This is a genomic window from Candidatus Pseudoscillospira sp. SGI.172 (genome assembly GCF_050313575.1).
Classification (GTDB): Bacteria; Bacillota; Clostridia; order Oscillospirales; family Oscillospiraceae; genus Vermiculatibacterium.
On record NZ_JBNPLQ010000019.1, the window covers coordinates 32,689 to 55,112 of the forward strand.

Annotated in this window: 21 protein-coding genes and 1 riboswitch; of the genes, 15 read left to right on the forward strand and 6 right to left on the reverse strand. The window is 61.9% G+C overall.

What is annotated here, in order from left to right; all coding sequences use genetic code 11:
* Nucleotides 1-9: 9 nt before the first annotated feature.
* From purM to ACQRD3_RS08655, 7 genes are all read left to right on the forward strand, one after another.
* Nucleotides 10-1,047 (forward strand): phosphoribosylformylglycinamidine cyclo-ligase, encoded by a 1,038-nt coding sequence (purM, locus tag ACQRD3_RS08625; protein WP_427781013.1) that lies wholly within the window; start codon nucleotides 10-12, stop codon nucleotides 1,045-1,047.
* Nucleotides 1,041-1,676 (forward strand): phosphoribosylglycinamide formyltransferase, encoded by a 636-nt coding sequence (purN, locus tag ACQRD3_RS08630; RefSeq protein WP_080907589.1) that lies wholly within the window; start codon nucleotides 1,041-1,043, stop codon nucleotides 1,674-1,676. Before purM ends, purN begins: the two co-directional genes overlap by 7 nt.
* Nucleotides 1,673-1,942 (forward strand): hypothetical protein, encoded by a 270-nt coding sequence (locus ACQRD3_RS08635; protein ID WP_080907590.1) that lies wholly within the window; start codon nucleotides 1,673-1,675, stop codon nucleotides 1,940-1,942. Before purN ends, ACQRD3_RS08635 begins: the two co-directional genes overlap by 4 nt.
* Nucleotides 1,926-2,627 carry an IMP cyclohydrolase gene (locus tag ACQRD3_RS08640; RefSeq protein ID WP_080907829.1) on the forward strand — a complete coding sequence of 234 codons (702 nt, stop codon included), beginning with the start codon at nucleotides 1,926-1,928 and terminating at the stop codon, nucleotides 2,625-2,627. The genes ACQRD3_RS08635 and ACQRD3_RS08640 overlap by 17 nt, the downstream gene beginning before the upstream one ends.
* 10 nt (nucleotides 2,628-2,637) lie before the next feature.
* Nucleotides 2,638-3,813, forward strand: coding sequence for a phosphoribosylaminoimidazolecarboxamide formyltransferase (locus ACQRD3_RS08645; RefSeq protein ID WP_427781016.1), 1,176 nt, complete (start codon nucleotides 2,638-2,640; stop codon nucleotides 3,811-3,813).
* A gap of 90 nt (nucleotides 3,814-3,903) precedes the next feature.
* Complete coding sequence (purD, locus tag ACQRD3_RS08650) at nucleotides 3,904-5,187, forward strand: phosphoribosylamine--glycine ligase (RefSeq protein WP_427781018.1); 1,284 nt, start codon at nucleotides 3,904-3,906, stop codon at nucleotides 5,185-5,187.
* Nucleotides 5,188-5,196: 9 nt separating this feature from the next.
* Nucleotides 5,197-8,886: a phosphoribosylformylglycinamidine synthase gene (locus ACQRD3_RS08655; protein WP_427781020.1), complete on the forward strand. Its 3,690-nt coding sequence runs from the start codon at nucleotides 5,197-5,199 to the stop codon at nucleotides 8,884-8,886.
* Between the two features lie 96 nt (nucleotides 8,887-8,982).
* On the opposite strand, the gene ACQRD3_RS08660 is transcribed toward ACQRD3_RS08655, so the two are convergent.
* On the reverse strand, nucleotides 8,983-9,669 hold the full coding sequence (locus tag ACQRD3_RS08660) for a hypothetical protein (RefSeq protein WP_080907594.1): 687 nt from the start codon (nucleotides 9,667-9,669) through the stop codon (nucleotides 8,983-8,985).
* Nucleotides 9,670-10,046: 377 nt separating this feature from the next.
* Between ACQRD3_RS08660 and epsC the strand changes: the two genes are divergently transcribed.
* The 3 genes from epsC (at nucleotide 10,047) to ACQRD3_RS08675 (ending at nucleotide 13,695) form a co-directional block, all read left to right on the forward strand.
* Nucleotides 10,047-10,697 carry a serine O-acetyltransferase EpsC gene (epsC, locus tag ACQRD3_RS08665; RefSeq protein WP_427781022.1) on the forward strand — a complete coding sequence of 217 codons (651 nt, stop codon included), beginning with the start codon at nucleotides 10,047-10,049 and terminating at the stop codon, nucleotides 10,695-10,697.
* Nucleotides 10,684-12,099: a cysteine--tRNA ligase gene (gene cysS, locus ACQRD3_RS08670; protein ID WP_427781024.1), complete on the forward strand. Its 1,416-nt coding sequence runs from the start codon at nucleotides 10,684-10,686 to the stop codon at nucleotides 12,097-12,099. The genes epsC and cysS overlap by 14 nt, the downstream gene beginning before the upstream one ends.
* 210 nt (nucleotides 12,100-12,309) lie before the next feature.
* Nucleotides 12,310-13,695, forward strand: a complete 1,386-nt coding sequence (locus ACQRD3_RS08675; RefSeq protein ID WP_427781026.1) for an MATE family efflux transporter — start codon at nucleotides 12,310-12,312, stop codon at nucleotides 13,693-13,695.
* 42 nt (nucleotides 13,696-13,737) lie between these two features.
* Here ACQRD3_RS08675 and ACQRD3_RS08680 read toward each other — a convergent pair whose 3' ends face one another.
* Nucleotides 13,738-13,950: a DUF378 domain-containing protein gene (locus tag ACQRD3_RS08680; protein ID WP_080907598.1), complete on the reverse strand. Its 213-nt coding sequence runs from the start codon at nucleotides 13,948-13,950 to the stop codon at nucleotides 13,738-13,740.
* Between the two features lie 59 nt (nucleotides 13,951-14,009).
* Complete coding sequence (locus ACQRD3_RS08685) at nucleotides 14,010-14,612, reverse strand: GGDEF domain-containing protein (RefSeq protein ID WP_080907599.1); 603 nt, start codon at nucleotides 14,610-14,612, stop codon at nucleotides 14,010-14,012.
* Between the two features lie 108 nt (nucleotides 14,613-14,720).
* On the opposite strand from ACQRD3_RS08685, the gene ACQRD3_RS08690 reads away from it, so the two are divergent.
* Complete coding sequence (locus ACQRD3_RS08690; protein ID WP_080907600.1) at nucleotides 14,721-14,942, forward strand: helix-turn-helix domain-containing protein; 222 nt, start codon at nucleotides 14,721-14,723, stop codon at nucleotides 14,940-14,942.
* A gap of 60 nt (nucleotides 14,943-15,002) precedes the next feature.
* On the opposite strand, the gene ACQRD3_RS08695 is transcribed toward ACQRD3_RS08690, so the two are convergent.
* Nucleotides 15,003-15,398, reverse strand: coding sequence for a cytidine deaminase (locus ACQRD3_RS08695; protein ID WP_080907601.1), 396 nt, complete (start codon nucleotides 15,396-15,398; stop codon nucleotides 15,003-15,005).
* A gap of 34 nt (nucleotides 15,399-15,432) precedes the next feature.
* Nucleotides 15,433-16,650: a polysaccharide deacetylase family protein gene (locus tag ACQRD3_RS08700; RefSeq protein ID WP_080907602.1), complete on the reverse strand. Its 1,218-nt coding sequence runs from the start codon at nucleotides 16,648-16,650 to the stop codon at nucleotides 15,433-15,435.
* A gap of 190 nt (nucleotides 16,651-16,840) precedes the next feature.
* Between ACQRD3_RS08700 and ACQRD3_RS08705 the strand changes: the two genes are divergently transcribed.
* On the forward strand, nucleotides 16,841-17,626 hold the full coding sequence (locus tag ACQRD3_RS08705; protein ID WP_080907603.1) for a hypothetical protein: 786 nt from the start codon (nucleotides 16,841-16,843) through the stop codon (nucleotides 17,624-17,626).
* Between the two features lie 93 nt (nucleotides 17,627-17,719).
* On the opposite strand, the gene ACQRD3_RS08710 is transcribed toward ACQRD3_RS08705, so the two are convergent.
* The gene (locus ACQRD3_RS08710) at nucleotides 17,720-18,421 is read right to left on the reverse strand and encodes an ECF transporter S component (RefSeq protein WP_427781029.1); all 702 of its coding nucleotides are present in this window, start codon (nucleotides 18,419-18,421) and stop codon (nucleotides 17,720-17,722) included.
* 83 nt (nucleotides 18,422-18,504) lie between these two features.
* A riboswitch (FMN riboswitch) is annotated at nucleotides 18,505-18,644 on the reverse strand.
* Nucleotides 18,645-18,788: 144 nt separating this feature from the next.
* On the opposite strand from ACQRD3_RS08710, the gene ACQRD3_RS08715 reads away from it, so the two are divergent.
* From ACQRD3_RS08715 to ACQRD3_RS08725, 3 genes are all read left to right on the forward strand, one after another.
* On the forward strand, nucleotides 18,789-19,286 hold the full coding sequence (locus ACQRD3_RS08715) for an SLOG family protein (RefSeq protein ID WP_080907605.1): 498 nt from the start codon (nucleotides 18,789-18,791) through the stop codon (nucleotides 19,284-19,286).
* 121 nt (nucleotides 19,287-19,407) lie between these two features.
* Complete coding sequence (locus tag ACQRD3_RS08720) at nucleotides 19,408-19,797, forward strand: BlaI/MecI/CopY family transcriptional regulator (RefSeq protein WP_427781032.1); 390 nt, start codon at nucleotides 19,408-19,410, stop codon at nucleotides 19,795-19,797.
* Entirely contained in the window at nucleotides 19,797-22,424 is a 2,628-nt protein-coding gene (locus ACQRD3_RS08725) for a M56 family metallopeptidase (protein WP_427781033.1), read from the forward strand. Before ACQRD3_RS08720 ends, ACQRD3_RS08725 begins: the two co-directional genes overlap by 1 nt.

The window sequence follows — 22,424 nt, forward strand, 5'->3', positions numbered from 1 at the left end:
GAGAAGAGTATGGAGAAGAGTTTTTCTGAGAGCTACAAGGCCGCCGGAGTGGACATCACTGCGGGCTATCAGGCTGTTGAGCTGATGAAGGAGCATGTCAGGCGTACCATGATCCCCGGCGTACTGGGGGGACTGGGCGGCTTCGGCGGCCTCTTCGAGCTGGACGTCCACGACATGCCCCACCCTGTGCTGGTTTCGGGCACCGACGGCGTGGGCACCAAGCTGAAGCTGGCCTTTCTCCTGGACAAGCACGACACCGTGGGCATCGACTGTGTGGCTATGTGCGTCAACGATGTGCTGGCCTGCGGGGCCAGGCCGCTGGTGTTTCTGGACTACATCGCCTGCGGAAAGAACGTCCCCGAGCGCATTGCCGCCATCGTCTCCGGCGTGGCTGAGGGCTGCGTCCAGGCGGGCTGCGCCCTGGTGGGGGGCGAGACCGCCGAGATGCCCGGCTTCTACCCGGAGAGCGAGTACGATCTGGCGGGATTTACCGTGGGTGCGGTGGACAAGGCAAAGATCCTCGATTCCGGCAGGATGCAGGCTGGGGACCTCATTCTGGCCCTGCCCTCCACCGGCGTCCACTCCAACGGTTTCTCCCTGGTCCGCAGGGTATTTGATCTGGAGGGGAAGGACCTGCACCGGAAGGTCCCCGAGCTGGGCGGCGAACTGGGCCCCGCGCTTTTGACGCCCACCCGGATCTACGTCAAGCCGGTTTTGAAGCTCATGGAGTCGGTGGAGGTCCGCGGCGTCAGCCACATCACCGGCGGGGGCTTCTACGAGAACATCCCCCGCTGCCTCCCCGACGGCCTGCGGGCCCGGATCGACCGCTCCGCCGTGCGGGTGCCGCCCCTCTTTGATCTGATCGCCCGGGAGGGGAACATCCCCGAGCGGGACATGTTCAACACCTTCAACATGGGAGTGGGCATGGCCCTGGTGGTGCCTGCCGCCGCCACCGACCGGGCGCTGGCCCTTCTCCGTGCCGAGGGGGAAGATGCCTACCCCATGGGCGAGATCGTCGCCGGCGAGAAGGGCGTGGAGCTATGCTGAACATCGCCGTTCTGGTCTCGGGCGGCGGCACCAATCTCCAGGCCCTGCTGGACGCCGAGGCCCGGGGAGAGCTCCCCGGCGGGCGCATTGCCCTGGTGGCGGCCAGTAAGCCGGGGGTGTACGCCCTGGAGCGGGCGAAACAGGCGGGGGTCCCCTCGGCCGTGGTGTGCCGGAGGGATTACCCCGACGACGGCGCATTCTGCGATGCCATGCTGACGGTTTTGAAGGCCCGCGACATCGGCCTTGTGGTTCTGGCGGGCTTTTTGTCCATTCTGGACGAACATTTCGTCCGGGCTTTTGAAAACCGCGTCATCAATGTCCATCCCAGCCTGATCCCGGCCTTCTGCGGCAGGGGCTGCTATGGGCTGAGGGTCCATGAGCGGGTGCTGGAGCGGGGGGTCAAGGTGACCGGGGCCACCGTCCACTTTGTCAACGAAGGGGCGGACGAGGGGCCCATCATCCTGCAAAAGGCCGTGGAGGTTTTGCCGGGGGATACCCCGGAGAGTCTGCAAAAACGGGTCATGGAGGAGGCGGAGTGGAAGCTCCTTCCCCGGGCCGTGGCCCTCTTCTGCGCCGGGCGCCTCTCGGTGGAGGGCCGGCGTGTTATCATGAGGGAGGAGCTCGAATGAAGACCATGGAACGGCTGGTTGGCGTGGTCGCCGCCGGATTTTTGCTTTTGTTTGGTGCTGCCCTGACGTTTGGGGCTCTGTATGGGCCCCTTGGGCAGCTCTCTCTGGTCGCGGGCGGGGCCGTGATGATCGCCAGCCTGGTGATCCTGCTGCGGGAAGCTGCCCTTTACATGATCGATCTGATCCCCCCGGATCCCCCGGAGGAGGCCGCGGGGAGCGATTCCGTACAGAAAGAAGAGGATGGGAGACATGGAACAACTGACTGAGCTGTTATCCGGCAACCCCTACCCCGGCCGGGGCATTGCCCTGGGGCGGTCCGCCGACGGAAAACGGGCGGTGATGGTCTACTTTATCATGGGCCGCAGCGAGAACAGCCGCAACCGCATTTTCGAGGAGACGGCGGACGGCATCCGCACCAGAGCCTTCGATGAGAGCAGGATGACCGATCCCTCTCTCATCATCTACCACCCCGTCCGGGTGGTGGAGGGGACCACCATCGTCACCAACGGAGACCAGACCGACACGGTGGCCGACGCCTTCCGGGCCGGACAGTCCTTTGTCCGCGCCCTGCGCACCCGGGCGTTTGAGCCGGACGGGCCCAACTGGACCCCCCGGATCTCCGGCGTAGTGCGGCCGGACGGCGGCTACACGCTGTCCATTCTGAAGAGTGCTGATGGCGACAGCGCCTGCTGCCAGCGCTTTTTCTTCGAATATGATACTCCCATTGCCGGGAGCGGCCACTTCATCAGCACCTATGAGACAGACGGGGACCCGCTGCCCTCCTTCCGGGGTGAGCCCCGCCGGGTGTCCTTCGGGGATGAGAGCGCGGAGGAGCTGGCCCAAAAGGTCTGGAACGCCCTCGACGAGGGCAACAAGGTCTCTCTTTTCGTCCGCACGGTGGAGCTGACCACCGGAAAGACCGACACCGCCATTGTCAACAAGCACGCTTGAGGAGGAGAAAATGACTGAACTGGAACTGAAATACGGCTGCAACCCCAACCAGAAGCCCGCCCGCATCTTCATGCAGGAGGGGGAACTGCCCGTCACCGTTCTCAACGGCAAGCCGGGGTTTATCAACTTCCTGGACGCCTTCAACTCCTGGCAGCTGGTGAAGGAACTCAAGGAGGCCGCCGGCCTGCCTGCCGCCGCTTCTTTTAAGCACGTCTCTCCCGCCGGAGCCGCCCTGGGCCTGCCCCTGGACGACGCTCTCAAGCAGATGTATTTTGTGGGGGAGATCCCCCTCACCCCGCTGGCCTGTGCCTATGCCCGGGCCCGGGGAGCCGACCGGATGAGCTCCTTCGGCGACTGGGCCGCCCTGTCCGATGTGTGTGACGAACCCACCGCCCGGCTTCTCCAGCACGAGGTGTCCGACGGCGTGATCGCCCCCGGCTACACCGACGCGGCCCTGGCCATTCTCAAGACCAAGAAAAAGGGCAATTACAACATCGTGCGGATCGACCCCTCCTACGTGCCCGCGCCCATCGAGCGCAAGGACGTGTTCGGCGTCACCTTCGAGCAGGGACGGAACGATTTCAAGATCGACGAGAGCCTGCTGGCCAATGTGGTGACCGAAAACAAGACCCTCACCGGGGAGCAGAAGCGGGATCTGCTGCTGTGTCTCATCACCCTCAAATACACCCAGTCCAACTCGGTGTGCTACGCCCAGGGGGGCCAGACCATCGGCGTGGGCGCGGGGCAGCAGAGCCGGATCCACTGCACCCGCCTGGCCGGGAACAAGGCCGACCTCTGGCAGCTGCGGCACCATCCCAAGGTACTGGCTCTGCCCTTCCGGGCTGATCTGGGCCGGGCTGACCGAGACAACACAGTGGATCTCTACCTCTCCGACGAGGAGAGCGGCGACGTGCTGGACGAGGGCAAGTGGCAGAGCCGGTTCACCGTCCGCCCCGAGCCCCTGACCAGGGCCGAGAAACGGGCGTATCTGGACGCTGTCACCGGGGTGTGTCTGGGCTCGGACGCCTTCTTCCCCTTCGGGGACAATGTGGAGCGGGCCTGCCGCAGCGGCGTCACCGCCATTGTGCAGCCAGGCGGCTCCATCCGGGACGATCAGGTCATCGAGACCTGCAACGCCCACGGCGTGGCGATGGCCTTCTGCGGGATGCGGCTGTTCCATCATTGAGCCTGTTGGATCCCTGATCCTGTAGAAAATGTTTGCTTTTTCGATTTTGCCCCCACTGATTGTGAGTTTACCCAAAGAGGTGTTGATACCATGAAAGTTCTGGTTGTCGGCGGCGGCGGACGGGAACACGCCATCCTCCGCAAGCTGAAAGAAAATCCGGAGGTGACGGAGCTTTTTGCCGCCCCGGGCAACGGCGGCATCGGCTATGACGCCGTCCGGGTCCCCATCCCCGCCACCGATGTGGAGGGCATCGCCCGCTGGGCCAGCCTGGAGGGGATGGACTATGTGGTGGTGGCCCCCGACGACCCCCTGGCCATGGGATTGGTGGACCGGCTGACGGACAAGGGGATCCCCGCCTTCGGCCCCACCGCCGCCGCCGCCCGGATCGAGGCCAGCAAGGCATTTTCCAAGGATCTGATGAAAAAGTATCATATCCCCACGGCGGAGTACGAGACCTTCACCGAAGTCTCGGCGGCCAGGGAGTATCTGACCCGGAACCAGCGCTGGCCCATCGTGGTCAAGGCCGACGGTCTGGCTCTGGGGAAGGGCGTGCTCATCTGCCGGAGCCGGGAAGAGGCGCTGGAAGCGGTGGAGGAGATGATGGTGGGCGGCAGATTCGGCGCCTCCGGAAACACCGTGGTCATCGAGGAGTTTTTGACCGGGCCCGAGGTCTCCGTCCTCTCCTTCACCGACGGCAGGACGCTGGTGCCCATGGTGTCCTCCATGGACCACAAGCGGGCGCTGGACGGGGATCAGGGCCTCAACACCGGCGGCATGGGCGCCATCGCCCCCAACCCCTATTACACCCCCGGGATCGCCCGGGTGTGCATGGAGACCATCTTCCTGCCCACCATGGAGGCCATGAACGCCGAGGGCCGGACCTTCCGGGGCTGTCTCTACTTCGGCCTGATGCTCACCCCAGACGGGCCCAAGGTCATCGAGTACAACTGCCGTTTCGGCGACCCCGAGACCCAGGTGGTCCTTCCCCTGCTGGAGACCGACCTCTTCACCGTCATGCGGGCGGTGACCGAGGGCAGTCTCCGCACGGTGGACGTGACCTTCTCCCACCGGAGCGCCGCCTGTGTGGTGCTGGCCTCCGGCGGCTACCCCGAACACTACGAAAAGGGCAAGGTCATCACCGGTCTGGTGAACGGCCAGCTCCCCGAGTCGGACGCCGTGGTCTACCACGCGGGCACCGCTCTCCGGGAGGGAGAGCTGGTGACGGCGGGCGGCCGGGTCCTGGGGGTCACCGCCTTGGGGGACACGCTGGAGCAGGCAGTGGAGAACGCCTACCGGGCCGCCGACGGGATCTCTTTCGAGGGCATGCACCGGCGGGGCGATATCGGGGCCAGGGCGCTGGCCGCAGGGAAATGAGGAGAGAGCATGGTTTATCGTGTATACGCGGAGAAAAAAACGCCTTATGCCGTGGAGGCCCGGGCCCTGCTGGAAGAACTGAAAAGTCTCCTGGGGATGAAAAAGCTCACCGGGGTGCGGATAATCAACCGTTACGATGTGGAGGGGTTGGATGAAGAACTCTTCCGCCGGTGCGTCCCCGTGGTGTTCAGCGAGCCCGCCGTGGATCAGGTCTACGACTGCCTGCCTCAGGGGGACTTTGCCGCCTTTGCGGTGGAGTATCTCCCCGGCCAGTTCGACCAGCGGGCGGCCTCGGCCGGCGAGTGCGTCCAGCTCATCAGTGCCGGGGAGCGTCCGGCGGTGCGCTCGGCCCGGGTGTATCTCCTGTCCGGGGCGCTGACCGTCGGCGAGGTGGAGCGGATCAAGCATTACGTCATCAACCCGGTGGAGGCCCGGGAGGCGGCCCTGGACAAGCCCGAGACCCTGGCGGTCCGGTATGAGGCCCCGGACACGGTGGCGGTGCTGGAGGGTTTCACGGCCCTGGACGCCGGGGGGCTGCGCCGCCTGGGCGGGGACATGGGTCTGGCCATGGACGAGGCCGACCTGGCCTTCTGTCAGAACTATTTCCGCGCTGAGGGCCGGGACCCCACCGTCACCGAGGTGCGGGTGCTGGACACCTACTGGTCCGATCACTGCCGCCACACCACCTTCGGCACGACCCTCGACGAGGTGACCATTGAGGAACCTGCGGTGCAGGAGGCCTACGACCTCTATCTGAGGCTCCGGGCCCGGACCGGCCGGGACAAAAAGCCCATCTGCCTCATGGATCTGGCCACCATTGGGGCCAAGTACCTCAAGCAGACGGGCAAACTGAAGGATCTGGATGAGAGCGACGAGATCAACGCCTGCTCGGTCCGCATTCAGGTGGACAACGGCGGGAAAGAGGAGGACTGGCTCCTTCTCTTCAAGAACGAGACCCACAACCACCCCACCGAGATCGAGCCCTTCGGCGGGGCGGCCACCTGCATCGGCGGGGCCATCCGGGACCCGCTGGCCAACCGGGGCTACGTCTTTTCCGCCATGCGGGTCACCGGTGCGGGAGATCCCCTGGCTCCGGTGGAGGAGACGCTGGCGGGCAAGCTGCCCCAGCGCAAGCTGGTGACCACCGCCGCCCACGGCTACTCCAGCTACGGCAACCAGATCGGCCTGGCCACCGGGCAGGTCACCGAGCTCTACCACCCGGGCTATGTGGCCAAGCGGATGGAGATCGGCGCGGTCATGGGGGCGGTGCCCGAGGCCAACGTCCGCCGGGAGGAGCCGGCGGCGGGGGATGTGGTGATCCTGCTGGGCGGCCGCACCGGCCGGGACGGCTGCGGCGGGGCCACCGGCTCCTCCAAGGCCCACAAGGTGGAGAGCCTGGAGCGCTGCGGGGCGGAGGTCCAGAAGGGCAACGCCCCCGAGGAGCGCAAGCTCCAGCGGCTCTTCCGGGACCCCAGAGCCACCGCTCTCGTTAAGCGCTGCAACGACTTCGGCGCGGGCGGCGTGTCCGTGGCCGTGGGCGAGCTGGCCGACGGCCTGGTCATCGACCTGGACGCCGTACCCAGAAAGTACGAGGGCCTGGACGGCACCGAACTGGCCATCTCCGAGAGTCAGGAGCGCATGGCGGTGGTGGTGGAGGCCGGGGCGGCGGACGCCTTCATCGCCCTGGCCCACGGCGAGAATCTGGAGGCCACGGTGGTGGCCGTGGTGACCGACGAGCCCCGGATGGTGATGCGCTGGAAGGGAAAGACCATCTGCGACATCGCCCGGAGCTTTCTGGCCTCCAACGGCGCGGAAAAGCACGCCAAGGCGGCGGTTGGCCCGGCCCGCCCCGTGGCGGAACAGACCTCCGACGCCCCCCTGGCCCGGCGGCTGGAGGAACTGGTCACCGACCTGAATGTCTGCTCTCAGCAGGGGCTGGCCCAGCGGTTCGACGCCACCATCGGCGCGGCCACGGTGCTTATGCCCTTCGGCGGGGCCCATCAGACCACCCCTGCCCAGGTCATGGCCCACAAGCTGCCAGTGCCCGGAGAGACCACGACCTGCGCGGGCATGGCCTTCGGCTTTGACCCCTATGTCAGTGAGGCCGATGAGTTCCGCGGCGCCTGGCTGGCGGTGTGCGAGAGCGTGGCCAAGCTGACGGCAGCGGGCTTCCGGCGGGAGAAGATGTACCTCACCTTCCAGGAGTATTTCAAGCGGCTTGGCACGGATCCCGCCCGCTGGGGCAGCCCCCTGGCCGCCCTGCTGGGTGCTTTGAAGGCCCAGGTGGAGCTGGGGGTGGCCGCCATCGGCGGCAAGGACAGCATGTCCGGCACCTTCGAGCACATTGACGTGCCCCCCACCCTGGTCTCCTTCGCCGTGGCCTCCGGCCGGACCGGGGACCTCATTTCACCGGAATTCAAGGGCGCCGGACACCGTGTCGTTCTGCTGGCGCCCCAATACGACGGATCCCTCCCCGTGGCCGAGAGCTTTAACGCCATCAGTACCCGGGTGGAGGAGCTGATCGCCGGCAAACAGGTCCTCTCGGCCTGGGCCGTGGTCCACGGCGGCGTGGCCGAGGGCCTCTTCAAGATGTGTCTGGGCAACCGGGTGGGCTTTGCCGCTGAGGCGGGGGAAACGGCCGACGATTTGTTTGCCGTCCGCCGGGGGGCGTTCCTGCTGGAGCTGAGGGAGGACGCGCCTGAAATCGGCACGCTGCTGGGACGCACCGTGGCGGACTACACCTTCACCGCCTGCGGGGAGACCGCCGGCCTGGCAGAGCTGGAGCGCGCCTATGAGGGCAGGCTGGCGCCGGTGTTCCCCATTGCGGCGGCGGGGGAGGGGGAGGCCCCCACGCTGTCCGGGGCCCACAAGACCCATCCGGTCCCCGGGCTGCACATTGCCCGGCCCCGGGTGCTCATCCCCGTCTTCCCCGGCACCAACTGCGAATACGACAGCGCCAAGGCCATGGAGCGGGCCGGGGCGGTGCCCCGGGTGCTGGTGGTGAACAATCTGACCCCCGCGCATGTGGCCCGGAGCGTGGCTGCGCTGGCGCAGGCGGTGAAGGAGAGCCAGATGATCTTCCTGCCGGGCGGCTTCTCCGGCGGCGACGAGCCCGAGGGGAGCGCCAAGTTCATTGCCGCCCTCTTCCGTGCCCCCGTTCTGGCCGAGGCGGTCACCGGGCTGCTGGAGCGCCGGGACGGGCTGATGCTGGGTGTGTGCAACGGCTTCCAGGCCCTTGTCAAGCTGGGGCTGGTGCCCTTCGGGACCATCCGGGACATGACAGACGACAGTCCCACCCTTACCTTCAACACCATCGGCCGCCACCAGAGCATGCTGGTGCGCACCCGGGTGTCCAGCGTCCTCTCGCCCTGGATGGCCGGGGCGGCGGTGGGGGATGTGTACACCGTGCCCGTCAGCCACGGCGAGGGCCGGTTCGTGGCGCCTCAGGCGATGCTGGAAGCCCTGGCCGCCAACGGCCAGATCGCCGCCCAGTACGTGGATTCCGCAGGGGCGGCCACCATGGACGGCCGGTATAACCCCAACGGCAGCTACTGGGCCGTGGAGGCCATCACCAGCCCGGACGGCCGGGTGCTGGGCAAGATGGGTCACAGCGAACGGACAGGAGAGGATCTCTATCAAAACGTCCCCGGCCGCTTGGACCGGCAGCTCTTTGCTTCCGGCGTAAAGTATTTCCAATAAAAAGATTTTTGCAAAACGGACACGGGAGTCGTACAAACGGACAGAGGGGGGCATCATTTTGACGCCCCCCTCTGTCCGTTTCGGGTGCTGGGTGCGTTACACCGGATTTTTGCCGCGCTCATGCCGTATGCGTTCCTCCAGAGCCTGATAATCGTCCTGCAGGCGGGGAGAGCACCAGATTCCACGGGCAGTCTTCAGCCATACTTCGGCCTGGTCAAGTTCTCCTCTTTCGATGGCCGCAGACACGTCCAGCACTGCAATGTTGCCGCCGTATGGAGCCCGATCCCGAAAAGGGCGAAAGGTTTCCAAACTCTCCTGATAAAGCGCCAGGGCTTTCTCAACCTGCCGATCATAGAAATAACAGGCACAGAGGTTGAGACGGCGCACCATTTTGAGGACCCCGTAAAAACGCGGGTCAGTGAGGCTCTCCAGCAGCTCAATGGCCGTTTGATATTCGTGCAGATCGCAATAACCGGCAGACAGATTGACGGTAAAGACGGTGCTCAGATAGCGCCCCCTTGCGGTTCGGCGCAAGTTTTCGACCGCCGCAAGGTATTCCCGGGGATGTCCGGATTCCAAAAGTGCCGCCGCAGAGGACATCTTTTTCTCGTACGCACGAATATACAGGAAATTGAAGAAGATCGCGCCCACGATCACCACTGCGCCAAAAATCCAGTAGAAATGCAGGAAGATGTCCTTCGGAACTTGAAAGGCCCGCTGTACAAGAAGGGAAAGAACACCGATCCCGATGCCCAGGGCAAATATCTTCAGCACTCGTTTCATTCGGGCTCCTCCGCGCGAACGTTATTTTTTAAATATCATATCATGCATTTTTGTTTTCATCAATAGAAGCAAAAGAAGAGTTCTCGGCGGATGCTTGACACAAAAGACCCGACGTGCTAATATACTGTGACAAGGAAACCAAGCGCAGAGAACGGAAAGAGTAGCGGCTTCGGCAATACCGGATAGAGAGGGACCGTCACCGGCTGAAAGCGGTCCTGCGGAAAGCCTGTCGTGAAGTGCATCCGGGAGCGCGGGGGTAATGCCCCACGGGTCGGCCCCGTTATCGGCCTTTGAGTGAAATACGAGAGTGGAACCGCGTTACGACGCCTCTCATGCCAAACGGCATGAGAGGCGTTTTTATCATCTGGAGGGAAATCATGACACGATTGGGCGAGACCCTGCGGGCCTATCAGGCCCGCGACCCGGCGGCACGGAGCCGCCTGGAGATCTTTTTGCTGTATCCCGGCGTTCACGCCATCATCTTTCACCGGGTGAGCCACTGGCTCTGGACCCATCATCTGTGCTTTCTGGCCCGGCTGAATTCCCAGATCAGCCGGCATCTCACCGGCATCGAGATCCATCCCGGAGCCCGGATCGGCCGACGGTTCGTGGTGGATCACGGCATGGGGATCGTCATTGGAGAGACCGCCGAGGTGGGCGACGATGTGCTCCTCTATCACGGCGTCACCCTGGGCGGCACCGGCAAGGACACCGGAAAGCGCCACCCAACCATCGGCAACAATGTGATGATCGCCTGCGGCGCCAAGGTGCTGGGGCCCTTTACCGTGGGGGACAATTCCCGCATTGCCGCCAACGCGGTGGTCCTCTCGGAGATCCCCTCGGACGCCACCGCCGTGGGCGTGCCCGCCCGGGTGGTCCGGGTGGCGGGAGAAAAAACCGACTATGCCGACCGGGTGGATCAGATCCACATCACAGATCCGATTCAGAAGGAATTGCAGATCTTGCAGTCCAGACTGGAATTTTTGGAAGAACAAATGGAGAAGGAGAAGGAACATGAAGCTGTATAATTCCCTGTCCCATGAGAAGGAAGAGTTCAAAACCTATGAGCCGGGCAAGGTGTCCATGTATACCTGCGGTCCTACGGTCTACCACTTTGCCCATATCGGCAACCTCCGGTCCTACATCATGGAGGATGTGCTGGAAAAGGCCCTGCGCTGGGAGGGCTATGAGGTCAAGCGGGTAATGAACATCACCGACGTGGGCCACCTCAGCTCAGACGCCGACACCGGCGAGGATAAGATGCTCAAGGGAGCCCGCCGGGAGCACAAGACTGTGCTGGAGATCGCCCAGTTCTATACCGATGCCTTTTTTGACGACTGTAAAAAGCTCAATATCAAATACCCCGACGTGGTGCAGCCCGCCACTGGGATGATCGACTCCTATATTAAGGTCATTACCAAGCTCATGGACACCGGGTACGCCTACTTTGCCGGGGGCAACGTCTACTTCGACACATCCAAGCTGAAGAAGTACTATGTGTTTAACGACCACGATGTGGAGGCCCTGGAGGTAGGCGTCCGGGACAGTGTGGAGGAGGACCCGAACAAGCGCAACAAAAACGATTTTGTCCTCTGGTTCACCAAGTCCAAATTTGAGGATCAGGCCCTGAAGTGGGACTCTCCCTGGGGCGTGGGGTATCCCGGCTGGCACATCGAGTGCTCCTGCATCTCCATGAAGTTCCTGGGGGAGCACCTGGACCTCCACTGCGGCGGCATCGACAACGCCTTTCCCCACCACACCAACGAGATCGCCCAGTCCGAGTCCTATCTGGGCCACCCCTGGTGCTCCCACTGGTTCCATGTCCACCATCTCAACACCGCCAGCGGCAAGATGAGCAAATCCAAGGGGGAGTTTCTGACGGTCTCTCTGTTGGAGGAGAAGGGATACGACCCCCTGGTCTACCGCCTGTTCTGCCTCCAGTCTCACTACCGCAAGGCGCTGACCTTCTCCTGGGAGAACCTGGACAACGCCGCCGCCGCCTACGACAAGCTGGTGCGCCGGATCGCCGCCCTGTCCGGGGAGGGGACTGCCGACGCCGCTGCCCAGGGACCCTGGCGCACCCAGTTCCGGGAAGCCCTGGACAACGACCTCAATACCTCTCTGGCCGTCACCGCACTCTACGATGTGCTCAAGGCCGATCTCTCCGACGCCGACAAGCGTGCCCTCATCGGCGACTTTGACCGGGTGCTGGGGCTGGAGCTGCTGGAGCACGCCGCGGCTCTGTCCGAGGGGGAGAAGGCCGCGCCCGCCGGAGAGGACGCTGGTGAGATCGAGAACCTCATCGCCCAGCGCGCCCAGGCCAAAAAGGACAAAAACTGGGCCGAGGCCGACCGCATCCGGGATGCGCTCAAAGCCCGGGGCATCGAGCTTATCGACACCAAGGAGGGCACCACCTGGAAAAAGGCGTGAGGGCCCGCCTCAAGAAGAAAATCAAAGGAAGCACGGACTGCCGGCAGTCCGTGCTTCCTTTTGCCGTACACGGGTGGAGATCCTGTGGAGAGAGGAAGAACGGGGACCCGTAAAGTTTGTGTAAAAATACGGTTTGCAGGGGGGAACATTCGTGCTACAATAAAAGAACTCTTGTGTTGTGCAGGAAAAAAAGGGGACAGAGGTGCGTCCATGGAGACAGCGTTGCAAGTAAAAAATCCCATGTTCAGCCGTCAGGCTCTGACTCGCCTGATGGTTCCCCTGATCATTGAGCAGCTGCTGATGATGACGGTGGGGATGGCCGACACCATGATGGTGACCACAGCCGGGGAGGCGGTGGTGTCCGGCGTTTCCCTGGTGGACAACATCAATATCCTGATTATCAACATTTTCTCCGCCCTCTCCACCGGAGGTGCCGTGGTGGTCTCCCAGTACATTGGGCGGCAGGACATGGAAAAGGCCCGTTCCGCTGCCAAACAGCTGCTCTACGTGGCTTTGATCGTGGGGGTGAGCCTGATGGGTGCGGCTTTGCTGTTTCGGCAGCACATCCTCCGCCTGGTATTCGGCAGCATTTCCCAGGACATTATGGAGCCCGCACTGGTCTATTTTCTGCTGACGGCCGCGGCCTATCCCTTCATTGCCGTTTACAATGCGGGTGCGGCACTTTTCCGGGCCATGGGCAACAGCAAGGTCTCCATGTTCAACTCCCTTATTGTCAATATTGTAAACATTACTGTGAATGCCATTTTGATCTATGGTTTTCAAATGGGGGCCGCGGGCGCGGGGATCGGTACGATGGTCTCCCGCATTGTGGCGGCGCTCATCATCGGCGTTATGATCACCCGGCCCACCCATCTGGTGTTCATTGAAAAGCTCTTCCGACCGGAGCTGCAATGGCCCATGGTGAAGTCCATCCTGGGCGTCGGGGTCCCCAACGGGGTGGAAAACGGAATGTTCCAGATCGGCAAGCTGCTGGTGCTGAATCTGATCACCTCTTTCGATCTGGGGGTGGATCTGGCTGTGAAGGGCTCGGCTGTGGCGGCCAACGCCATTGCCAACAGCATTGCAGGTGTGGTCAACGTCCCCGGGCAGGGAACCGGTCTGACGATGATCACGGTGGTGGGCCAGTGCATGGGGGCGGGAGACGACAGGCAGGCAGTGGGTTACACGAAAAAGCTGCTGGCAGTGACCTATGCGGCCATGGGCGCTTTGAGCGTGGCACTGTTTTTCGTCTCGCCGGTACTGGTGCCGCTTTTTCACCTGACCCCGGCCACCGCGGCTCTGGCGGTGACGGTGCTGCGCTGGTTCGCGGTGTTCAGCGCTACCATCTGGCCGCTGTCGTTTGCACTGCCCAACGCCCTGCGAGCCTCGGGAGACGCCAGGTTTACCATGATCACCTCCATGATTTCCATGTGGGTCTGCCGGGTGGGCATGAGCTATCTGCTGGGTGCCTCCTGGGGGCTGAACCTGGGCCTTCTGGGCGTGTGGCTTGCCATGTTTGCCGACTGGGTCGTCCGGGCATCGTCGTTCCTGATCCGATTTCTCCAGGGCGGATGGAAGAACCACTCCGTCATATAAAAAAAGTGCCGTCCGGTTTTCCGGACGGCACTTTTTTTGGACTCAGGTTCGGTCTTCCACCGGGTCTTTCTCCCGAAACAGCAGGGAGATGCACCAGATGGCCGCCAGACCGACCAGCGTGTAGATGACTCGGCTGATGGCGCTGTTGGCGCCTCCAAACAGGAAGGCCACCACGTCAAAGCCGAAAATACCGATGCTGCCCCAGTTCAATCCGCCGATGATGGCGAGGACCAGAGCGATCTTGTCCATGATCATGTCCCAAGAACCTCCTCAAAATGGATTCCCGGACTTATCATCACCACAAAACAAGATGATTATACCTTCGAAGCTGATTTTTTGCACAGATACATTCTCCGGTCCGCCAGTCCAAAGGCATCTCTGACCGTGTGGACGCCCTGTTCCCCCAGAAAAGCGCGGCCTGCGGATACGGACAGTTCGATCCCCAGTTCGATGCTCCTGCGGTGGAGAAGCATATTGACCAGAGAGAGTCGGGCGGTCGTCTCAGCCGGACTCAGGCCGTGCAGGATCAGGGCAAATTCGTCGCCGCCGATGCGAAACAGCTCATGGTCATCATCCTCATTAAAAATTTTTTGCAGAGTGCAGGCGATGTTCTGGAGGGCGATATCTCCGGCGTGATGGCCATTTTCATCATTGACGGACTTAAAGCGGTCAGCATCCAGAACCACACAGCAGATATCGGCGCCGGAGTGTCGGTCTGTGAGGAGATCCAGGCGCTCTTCATAAGCGGCCCGGTTGGAAAGTCCGGTCAGCGGATCCGTATGAGCGAGCCGGTGCTCCTGCTGGAGCCTCTGTTCCAGAGCCTGGATGCGGATCTTTTGGCGCCTGCAGCGAAAAACAAGCATCAGACACAAAGCCAAGAGAGCGGTGGAAAAGACAAAAAAAGTAGAAAATTTCATGCCCGCATCTCCTCTACATAAAACATTCTTTTTAAATTTTAAGGGAATTCCCCTTAAAAGTCAATAAGAGTATATCCCTTACCGCATACTAAAACACAGGTGATAAGGATGTACGAAAGAATGCGGACCCTCCGGGAGGATCGGGATCTCACCCAGCGGCAGCTGGCACAGCTGCTGCGCATCCATCAGACCACATATTCCGATTACGAGCTGGGGCGCCTCAATGTGCCCACCGTTGTTTGGGAAAGACTGGCGGATTTTTACGGCGTCAGTGTGGACTATCTGCTGGGACGCACCGACAGGGAAAAGCCGTATCCCCCGAGGCGGTAAAAAAGGTCCGCTGCGTTGATCCGCAGCGGGCCTTTTTATCAGGCGGGTGTATTGTTGGGATCAGACCAGACTTTTCGGCCCAAAGCCATGGGGAAGAAGTTCGGAGAGTTTGAGGGAAACAAAGGTCCGGTCTCCCCGGCCCACCAGCAGTTCCAGGCCGGGGGCAAACTCATAGAGCATCTGGCGGCAGGCACCGCAGGGCCAGCAGGGTTCAGAAGAGTTGCCGACCACCGCCAGTTTGACGAAATCATCCCGATGGCCCTCGCTCACCGCCTTGACCAGGGCGGTGCGTTCGGCGCAGATGGTGGAGCCGTAGGCGGCGTTTTCCACGTTGCAGCCGGTAAAGACACTGCCGTCCGCGCACAGAAGGGCGGCACCCACGGGAAACTTGGAGTAGGGCACATAGGAGCGCTCCAGCATGGAGTAGGCCAGATCAGCCAGTTCGCGGTCGGTCATGAAAAGATCTCCTTTCCGATTGAGGGGCCGGAGCTCACTTCGGCCCATTGGGGTTGCGGTCATATGCCCGGTTGGGTCGCACGTCGAGGTCGATGATGTCCCAGGTGTCATAGAACTGCAGATAGTCCTTCCGTCGCCAGCGGAGGGTCGTGCCGTCCGGATGGAGCCGGTCGATGATGACGGCGGAGATCTGCTTTTTCACCTGTTCATAAGAGTTGATGCCCACGGAGGCAAAAATGCGGAAGCCCTTGCTTTGAAGGTACTTAAACTGGGGGCCGGGCTCTCTTTGGTCGTGGTCTCCGTCGGGCCGGGCGCCGTGAGGGTAAAACAGGATCTGAGTGGGGCCCACGAGGCTCCCGACCTCATCGAACCAGCGCTGTGTGTCCCGCTGGAGCCGCTCGTCGGAGATGGTGGACAGCCGCACATGACCCCAGGTGTGGGAGCCGAAATACCAGCCGGTCTCCTTCAGCTTTTGGACAATGGGTTTTACCGCCGCGATCTCCTTTTGACGGTTGGCTTCAAACTCTGCCTCGGGGTGGTCGGTGTCGGTCTGGGTGCGGTAGCCCAGAATGCCTTGGTAGCCAGTGAGGGAAAGACAGCCCTTGACCCCATTGAGAGAGAAGTCGGGGTGTTCCTCCACAAATTTATCCAAAATGGTGATGGCATCCAGATCCTGGGAGATGACCTCCTTCCCCTGGGGATCCTTTCCGTAGCTCCAGATCTCCCCGTCGTCCCCGAGGATGAGCTTCCAGGTAAAGCCGTTGTCCAGCATGTAGGGATAGTAGTTGGTGTCGTCATAAGAAATGACCAGAGGCTTTTTCCCCTCCGGCAGCATCAGTGTGTTCCGGCGCATCCGGGTCTCACCGTTCTCGGTGGTGTACTCCGACCACACATCATTCATGTTGACCAGAATATAGTTGTTGTCATAGCAGTGCTGGAGGATCTTATTGTACTCATCCACCGTGACCATGTAATCGTCGATGCCGTTGGCCTCGCTGTCCCCGTCAAAAGCCAGTTCCGGGTAGGCCACCAGAGGATGGAAGAAGAGGTGTTCCACCACCTGGTCGGTGCCCCAGGGCACCAGAGGGACGGCCGGGGCTGTGGGCTCGGGCTCAGGGGTCTGGGATGGAGCGGAGCTCTCCGGGGCCGTGCTCTCTGCCGCGGGGGCCTTTCCACCACCGCAGGCGGAGAGAGGAAGAGCGCATAAAAGGGCGAGGGCCAGCGCCGACGCCCGTTTTTTCAGATGTGTCATGACGGAATTCCTTTCTCTTTTGTTTTCTGAAATCCATTATACAGCCTCATGGACGGAAAACAACAACAAAACTCTTACATTTTGATAACGGGCTGCGTCCAGGTTTTTATGGTTGCAAAAGAACATGTTTTCTGCTAAAATAGATAAGAAACATTTTACCCTCGCAGAGTATGTCACAGGAGATGTGTAAATGGACAAGAACGCAAAGCAGCTGAAGGCGGCCAAAGAACGTCAGGAGGAAGCCGCCCTCAACCGTGTCCTCTGCTGGATCGCCGGCGGAGCGGTGCTGGAGTTCCTGCTGCTGCTCCTCAACCGGTATTACAGCCATTATACAGTAGCTCAGATTGAATTGAGAGTCGCGCTGGGAAGTGCTGTGAAGATCCTGGCGGTTGCCGCGCTTGCCTGCGCGGCGGCGGGCGCCTTTTGGTGGAACAACACCAGAAAGAATCAGAAGAGGGGGACCCTGCCGGGGATCCTGACTCTGTTTCTGGCCGGGGTCTCCATCAGCTGCTTTGCCACCTGGCTGTTTGATACGGCGGGTCTGCGTCTGATGTATCTGGGCGTGCCCTGTGTCATTGTGCTGGTGATGATCTATTATCTCTATCAGCATGAGTTTTTTCTGGTGGCCTGCGTGTCCGCGCTGGCGCTGCTGGGAACCTGGGTGAGCAGCAGGGGATTGGGCGGCGCCTATGCCGCGCTGACCTATGTGGTGGTGATCGTGTCTGCGCTGGTGGTCCTGGCGGGAGCACTTCTCTGCCGGAAGGCCCAGGCCGGGGACGGGACCGTGGAGTTTCGCGGGAAAAAGATTCGTGTCTTTGCCAAGGATGCCAACTACGCGCTGCTCTACCTGAGCGCCGCCATTGCGCTGGTTGTTCTGGCCGCGGCGGCTCTGGGTGTGATGACGGTGATTCTCCGGGCTGTGATGGTGGCTTGGCTGCTGATCATGGCAGTCTACTACACGATGAAACTGATGTGAGCGGACAGCCCATTCGTGGGGTTCACACAAGAGCACAAAGAGGAAGCCCTCCGACCATCGGGTCGGAGGGCTTCCTTGGTTGCAATTTCTGCTTTACAGGATCCCCATCATGGCCAGCGCCATGAGGATGCCGGTGACCAGCACCACGGCCGAGATAACGGTGGGGACGTAGTTGAACTTGGCCTTGACCTCGCCGGGGGCGGACTGGTGTGCGGGGACCAGCTGGATCTTCCGCAGGGCGGTGGAAACCGGCGGGTACAGCAGCATGATCAGCGCCGAGTTGAGGATGCCCTTGACCAGATTGAAGGGGATGATAAGAGGGACCAGCATATCCACCACGGCCTCCCGGGGCATGCCCCAGAAAATGGGGGTCATGATGTAATTCCACAACACCATCAGAACCGTGAGGCAAACGATGCCGGTGATCAGACCAACCACGGCGGCAGAGGTCTTATGCTTGCGGCGGTAAAGGTAAACGGCCGGGCAGACAAAACCGGCGGTGGCAATGATGTTCATCAAAAGGCCGATCCAGCCGGTATCACTGACCGTGAGAAATTCCAGGAAGGAGACGGCCACGGACATCAGCAGGGCGGCCAGAGGCCCGTAGAGGAAGCCGCCGATGGCGATCACAGTGTCCTTCAGATCCAGGCTGAGGAAGCCGCCGATGGGGGGGATGACCTTGCAGACCGCCATGACTGCGTAGGCCAGGGCCGTGAGCATGGCCATGGTGACGAGGCTCTTGGTGTTGTATAAAGACCGGGTGTGCTGCGCGGGGGTGATGGCGTCGGAAGGCATAAAAAACACTCCTTTTCTGTTGGTAACACCCAAAAGACGAATGCCTTCCAGGTGTAAAACAAAAAGGAGCGTGCGCATGCTTCACACATCTTCTTCCATCCAGACTTCGCATCCAAAAGGATACGTCACTGTCGGTCCCGGAATCACACCGGGTCAGTGGCCAGCTTGGCCAGTCGCGGACTTTACCGCCGATCGGGATTTTCACCCTGCCCTGAAGACATTTTCATTCAGTTGTTCCGAAACTTATTATAGCGAAGAATAAGGAAAAAAGCAAGGGAAAATTTTGGGATGCACAAGCGTTTCACACTTTATTGACTTACTTATCGACATTGGGTACAATAGCGAATAGAAAAAAGGAGGTGTGCCTGTGGAGAGGGAGACCACCTGTTGTTTTACGGGACACCGGCCCAACAAGCTTCCCTGGGGGACAGAGGAAAGCGATTCCCGCTGTGTCGATCTCAAGCTCCGGATTGCGGGGGAGGTGGCGCGAGCCTACGACAGGGGCTATCGCCATTATATCTGCGGGATGGCCCGGGGGGCTGACTTTTATTTTTGTGAAGCGGTGCTCACGCTTCGGGATGAGCGCCCCGGCATTACGCTGGAAGCGGCCATTCCCTGTGAGGAGCAGGCCGCCCGCTGGACGGAGCGGGATCGAGAGCGTTACTTCGGCCTGGTGGGACAGTGTGATTTTGAGACAGTGGTGCAGCGCCACTATGACCGGGGCTGCATGCTCCGGCGCAACCGGTATATGGTGGACCGGTCGTCTCTGCTCATTGCCGCCTTTGACGGGACGCTGGGAGGAACCATGTATACCATCACCTATGCCATGCGGCAGGGGGCGGTGGTCGTGACGCTGGACGTGTAAGGATAAGGGGGTGGAGACCGGCCGCCCTCTTGTTTAAACTGCATTTTCTGCAAAGGCAGAAAATGCTCTTGACAAAGAACTTCTGCAAATGTAGAATTAAAATCAGAAAGGGGGAGATGGAATGGGAGAAGAGAAGGCTCTCTGCCGTCTGCCGGAATCCGAGCTGGATCTGATGCTGACGGTTTGGGGGCGGGGCGGCGAGGCCAGCGCCCCGGAGATCGGGGAGGCGCTGGGCCGTCCGCTGACGGCCAGCGCGCTCCACAGCTACCTCAAACGTCTGGAGGAAAAGGGGTTTCTGTCCTGCCGCAAGGAGGGCAAAGTGAATGTGTATACCGCCCTGGTCACCGAAGAGGACTACCGGGGCCGGGAGGGGGGCGCGGTGCTGAACAAGCTCTACGGCGGTTCCCTCAAGACCTTTGCCGCCGCCCTCTGGGACGGTGGAAAGCTGAGCCGGGACGAGGTGAGTGAGCTCCAGAATTATCTGGAGGCGCTGATCAGGGAGGGACCGTGATGGAAAAAGTATTTCTGCGGGTGCTGGCGGTGTCCTTGGTGGTCTCGGTTCCGCTGCTGCCGCTGCTGCTGCTGCGCAGACGGCTGGAGGGGCGTTACGCCCCGGAGACCAGGTGGGGACTGTGGATCGGCATTGCCATTCTGCTGCTGAGCGCACCTTTTTTGGAGACGGTTAGGCCTCTGATTGTGGTGGAGCCTCCGGCCTATACTGTAACCCTGCCTGCCTCGTCCCCCCAGCCTGTTCGGGATTTGGCTCCGATGGAACTGCGGCCATCGGCTCAGCTCGGAGCGCCCAGGCAGATGTCCACGGCGGAGACGGCGGCAATTCCGAAGGGCGAAACGGAGCTGCGCACATCCTTCTCTCTGACCGAGCTGGCCGCAGGCGTGTGGCTGGCGGTGGCGGTATGGCTGGCGGCGGTTCGAGTGTTCCGCTATGGGGCCGCCCGGCGCCGGCTGCTGCGGGACAGCGTGCCGGCAGCGGGAATGGAGTCACTGGAGAAGGAACTGGAGTTGGACTTTAAGGTCTCTTTCCGCCGCCGGGCGGGGTTGGAGACCCCGATGACCCTGGGGGTGTTTCGGCCGGTGATCCTTCTGCCGGAAGGAGATGCGGCGCCGCTGGCCCTGCGCCATGAGCTCCTCCATGTGAAGCGCGGGGATATTTCAGGTCAGGTGATCCTCTTTGCGGCCTGCGCGTTTCACTGGTTCAACCCGCTGGTATGGTACATGGCCCGGGGGGCGAGAGAGGACATGGAGGCCGCCTGCGACGCCCAGGTGGCCAAGGGACTGGACACCGCGGGGAAGCGGGATTACGGGGCGCTGCTCATTGCCGCCGCCGCAGGGGAAACATTCACTCCGTTTTCGACTTGTTTCGGAGGGGGCGCAGACCAGATGCGCCGCCGGCTGACCCAACTCTTCCACCCGGGGAAATCGGCCAAGGTGCTGGCATGTCTGCTGACGCTGTCGATTCTGCTGGGCACCGCCCTGGTGGCCTGTCAGCCCAAACAGTCGGACGACATGCCGTCCCTGCCCTTGGAGACCGGCTCCGGATTGACGGCGGGGGATCTGGCCGGACTTTCTATGGGGGCGGTCATGCCCGAACTGGACTATCTCTCCGACACGCTGCTGGTGTTCCACGACTACTGGGGCATGGGTGTTTACCACGTGGAGAACGGTGTGCTGGAGCTGGTGGACACCGCCGCGTTGGGGATGAACCTGATGCAGGGAGACCAGTATACACAGGTTTCGGTGACCGGGGATGAAAAAACAGTCTATCTCCAAAATCTGCCTGCCTGGGGGGACCACTCCGGCTATTCCTATGATGTGTCCACCGGGGATGTGAAGCCGGTGGAGCAGATACCGGAGGTGGCGGATCAGATGATCCATGTGTCTGAGGAAGAGGCCAGGAGCTATCCCGTACTGTGGGACGGATGGAAGAGCAATGTGTTGGCGCTGCCGGAGGGAGGGTATGCCTATCTCTGCCTCCCTCCGGAGCTGGGGGACACCATGAACTGGCTCCAGCTTATCCGCATTGACGCCGCCGGTTTCAGACGGACCCGCTTTCTGGCGGGAACGCCCGCCGGCGGGCGGGAGTACACCGATGCCGACTGGGGTTTTACCCTCCGGCTGCCGGAAAACTGGGAGAACAAATATCTGGCGGTCAGGGGCGCTGGCTCCTGGGCCTTCTACCAGACCGACAGTTACAGCGATATGGGGGACGGCTGGATCTTTACCCTGGCGGTTGAAGAACACGACGCGCTCTACAATGCCTACAATGGCGACCCGGAGGGAAACTGGCCGGTGCAGATGACCATTCTGGGCGAGCGGGACGGGCTGGTATACTATGTTGAATTCGTCTCCGATGTGCGGTGGAACGAGGAGACGCGGGAGAGCTATCAGGCGATGGAGGAGAGCGCCCGACAGCTGAGCGCGGATGATTTCCGCTTCTCCGGAACGGACGGTGTGACCGCCCGGGAGGGCTGGTGGATGGAGGTGGGGACCTCGGATGGGGAAACGTTCGAGCTCTCCTGGACGGACGGCTCCGGCAGGGGCCCCCTGACGCTGGCCACCCCCCAGGCCCTGGTGCAGCTGCGGGGCGAAAACGGCGCGGGCACTTTCGCAGATCTTTGGCAGCAGCTGCCCGGCTCCCGCTGCCGCATCTATCTGCGGGATGGGCAGGTCATCGCGGCACTGGAGCTTGTGCGGCCGGGGACTTTCCCGGAGCAGGCGGTCTGGCCCGCCGGCGGAGCCAACCGGGAGGTGCAGACTCCTTTCCTGGATGTTGACGGAATGTATCACGGGGGGATCGACATTCCGGCTCCGGCGGGAACGCCGGTGCTGGCAGCCCTGAGCGGACGAGTCACCGAGACGGCGGGGGATTCCGCCACCGTCTGGCACGAGGACGGCTGGTGGGCCTTTCGGTATACGGGTCTCGCCGGGATCACCGTGAGGCCCGGTGACACGGTGGCCAGGGGCCGGACGTTGGGTACAACGGCCGTCTGGGAGGAGGGGGAGGTCCTGCACCTGGAAGCCCTCTGGGGCGGGGAGCCTGTTGATCCCCTGAATACGGCTCTGCGGCCCTATCTGGATGAGAGCGGCGCAGCGGTGGAACTGATCGTGCCCCAGGAGTGA

What these genes read in the sequence shown, in the direction of transcription:
- purD (WP_427781018.1), top strand. Translation starts at nt 3,904, where the DNA reads ATGAAAGTTCTGGTTGTCGGCGGCGGCGGACGGGAACACGCCATCCTC.
- ACQRD3_RS08645 (WP_427781016.1), top strand. Translation starts at nt 2,638, where the DNA reads ATGACTGAACTGGAACTGAAATACGGCTGCAACCCCAACCAGAAGCCC.
- ACQRD3_RS08695 (WP_080907601.1), bottom strand. Translation starts at nt 15,398, where the DNA reads ATGACCGACCGCGAACTGGCTGATCTGGCCTACTCCATGCTGGAGCGC.
- ACQRD3_RS08690 (WP_080907600.1), top strand. Translation starts at nt 14,721, where the DNA reads ATGTACGAAAGAATGCGGACCCTCCGGGAGGATCGGGATCTCACCCAG.
- ACQRD3_RS08720 (WP_427781032.1), top strand. Translation starts at nt 19,408, where the DNA reads ATGGGAGAAGAGAAGGCTCTCTGCCGTCTGCCGGAATCCGAGCTGGAT.
- ACQRD3_RS08660 (WP_080907594.1), bottom strand. Translation starts at nt 9,669, where the DNA reads ATGAAACGAGTGCTGAAGATATTTGCCCTGGGCATCGGGATCGGTGTT.
- ACQRD3_RS08725 (WP_427781033.1), top strand. Translation starts at nt 19,797, where the DNA reads ATGGAAAAAGTATTTCTGCGGGTGCTGGCGGTGTCCTTGGTGGTCTCG.
- ACQRD3_RS08635 (WP_080907590.1), top strand. Translation starts at nt 1,673, where the DNA reads ATGAAGACCATGGAACGGCTGGTTGGCGTGGTCGCCGCCGGATTTTTG.
- ACQRD3_RS08675 (WP_427781026.1), top strand. Translation starts at nt 12,310, where the DNA reads ATGGAGACAGCGTTGCAAGTAAAAAATCCCATGTTCAGCCGTCAGGCT.
- purM (WP_427781013.1), top strand. Translation starts at nt 10, where the DNA reads ATGGAGAAGAGTTTTTCTGAGAGCTACAAGGCCGCCGGAGTGGACATC.
- ACQRD3_RS08710 (WP_427781029.1), bottom strand. Translation starts at nt 18,421, where the DNA reads ATGCCTTCCGACGCCATCACCCCCGCGCAGCACACCCGGTCTTTATAC.
- cysS (WP_427781024.1), top strand. Translation starts at nt 10,684, where the DNA reads ATGAAGCTGTATAATTCCCTGTCCCATGAGAAGGAAGAGTTCAAAACC.
- ACQRD3_RS08685 (WP_080907599.1), bottom strand. Translation starts at nt 14,612, where the DNA reads ATGAAATTTTCTACTTTTTTTGTCTTTTCCACCGCTCTCTTGGCTTTG.
- epsC (WP_427781022.1), top strand. Translation starts at nt 10,047, where the DNA reads ATGACACGATTGGGCGAGACCCTGCGGGCCTATCAGGCCCGCGACCCG.
- purN (WP_080907589.1), top strand. Translation starts at nt 1,041, where the DNA reads ATGCTGAACATCGCCGTTCTGGTCTCGGGCGGCGGCACCAATCTCCAG.
- ACQRD3_RS08680 (WP_080907598.1), bottom strand. Translation starts at nt 13,950, where the DNA reads ATGATCATGGACAAGATCGCTCTGGTCCTCGCCATCATCGGCGGATTG.
- ACQRD3_RS08700 (WP_080907602.1), bottom strand. Translation starts at nt 16,650, where the DNA reads ATGACACATCTGAAAAAACGGGCGTCGGCGCTGGCCCTCGCCCTTTTA.
- ACQRD3_RS08640 (WP_080907829.1), top strand. Translation starts at nt 1,926, where the DNA reads ATGGAACAACTGACTGAGCTGTTATCCGGCAACCCCTACCCCGGCCGG.
- ACQRD3_RS08655 (WP_427781020.1), top strand. Translation starts at nt 5,197, where the DNA reads ATGGTTTATCGTGTATACGCGGAGAAAAAAACGCCTTATGCCGTGGAG.
- ACQRD3_RS08705 (WP_080907603.1), top strand. Translation starts at nt 16,841, where the DNA reads ATGGACAAGAACGCAAAGCAGCTGAAGGCGGCCAAAGAACGTCAGGAG.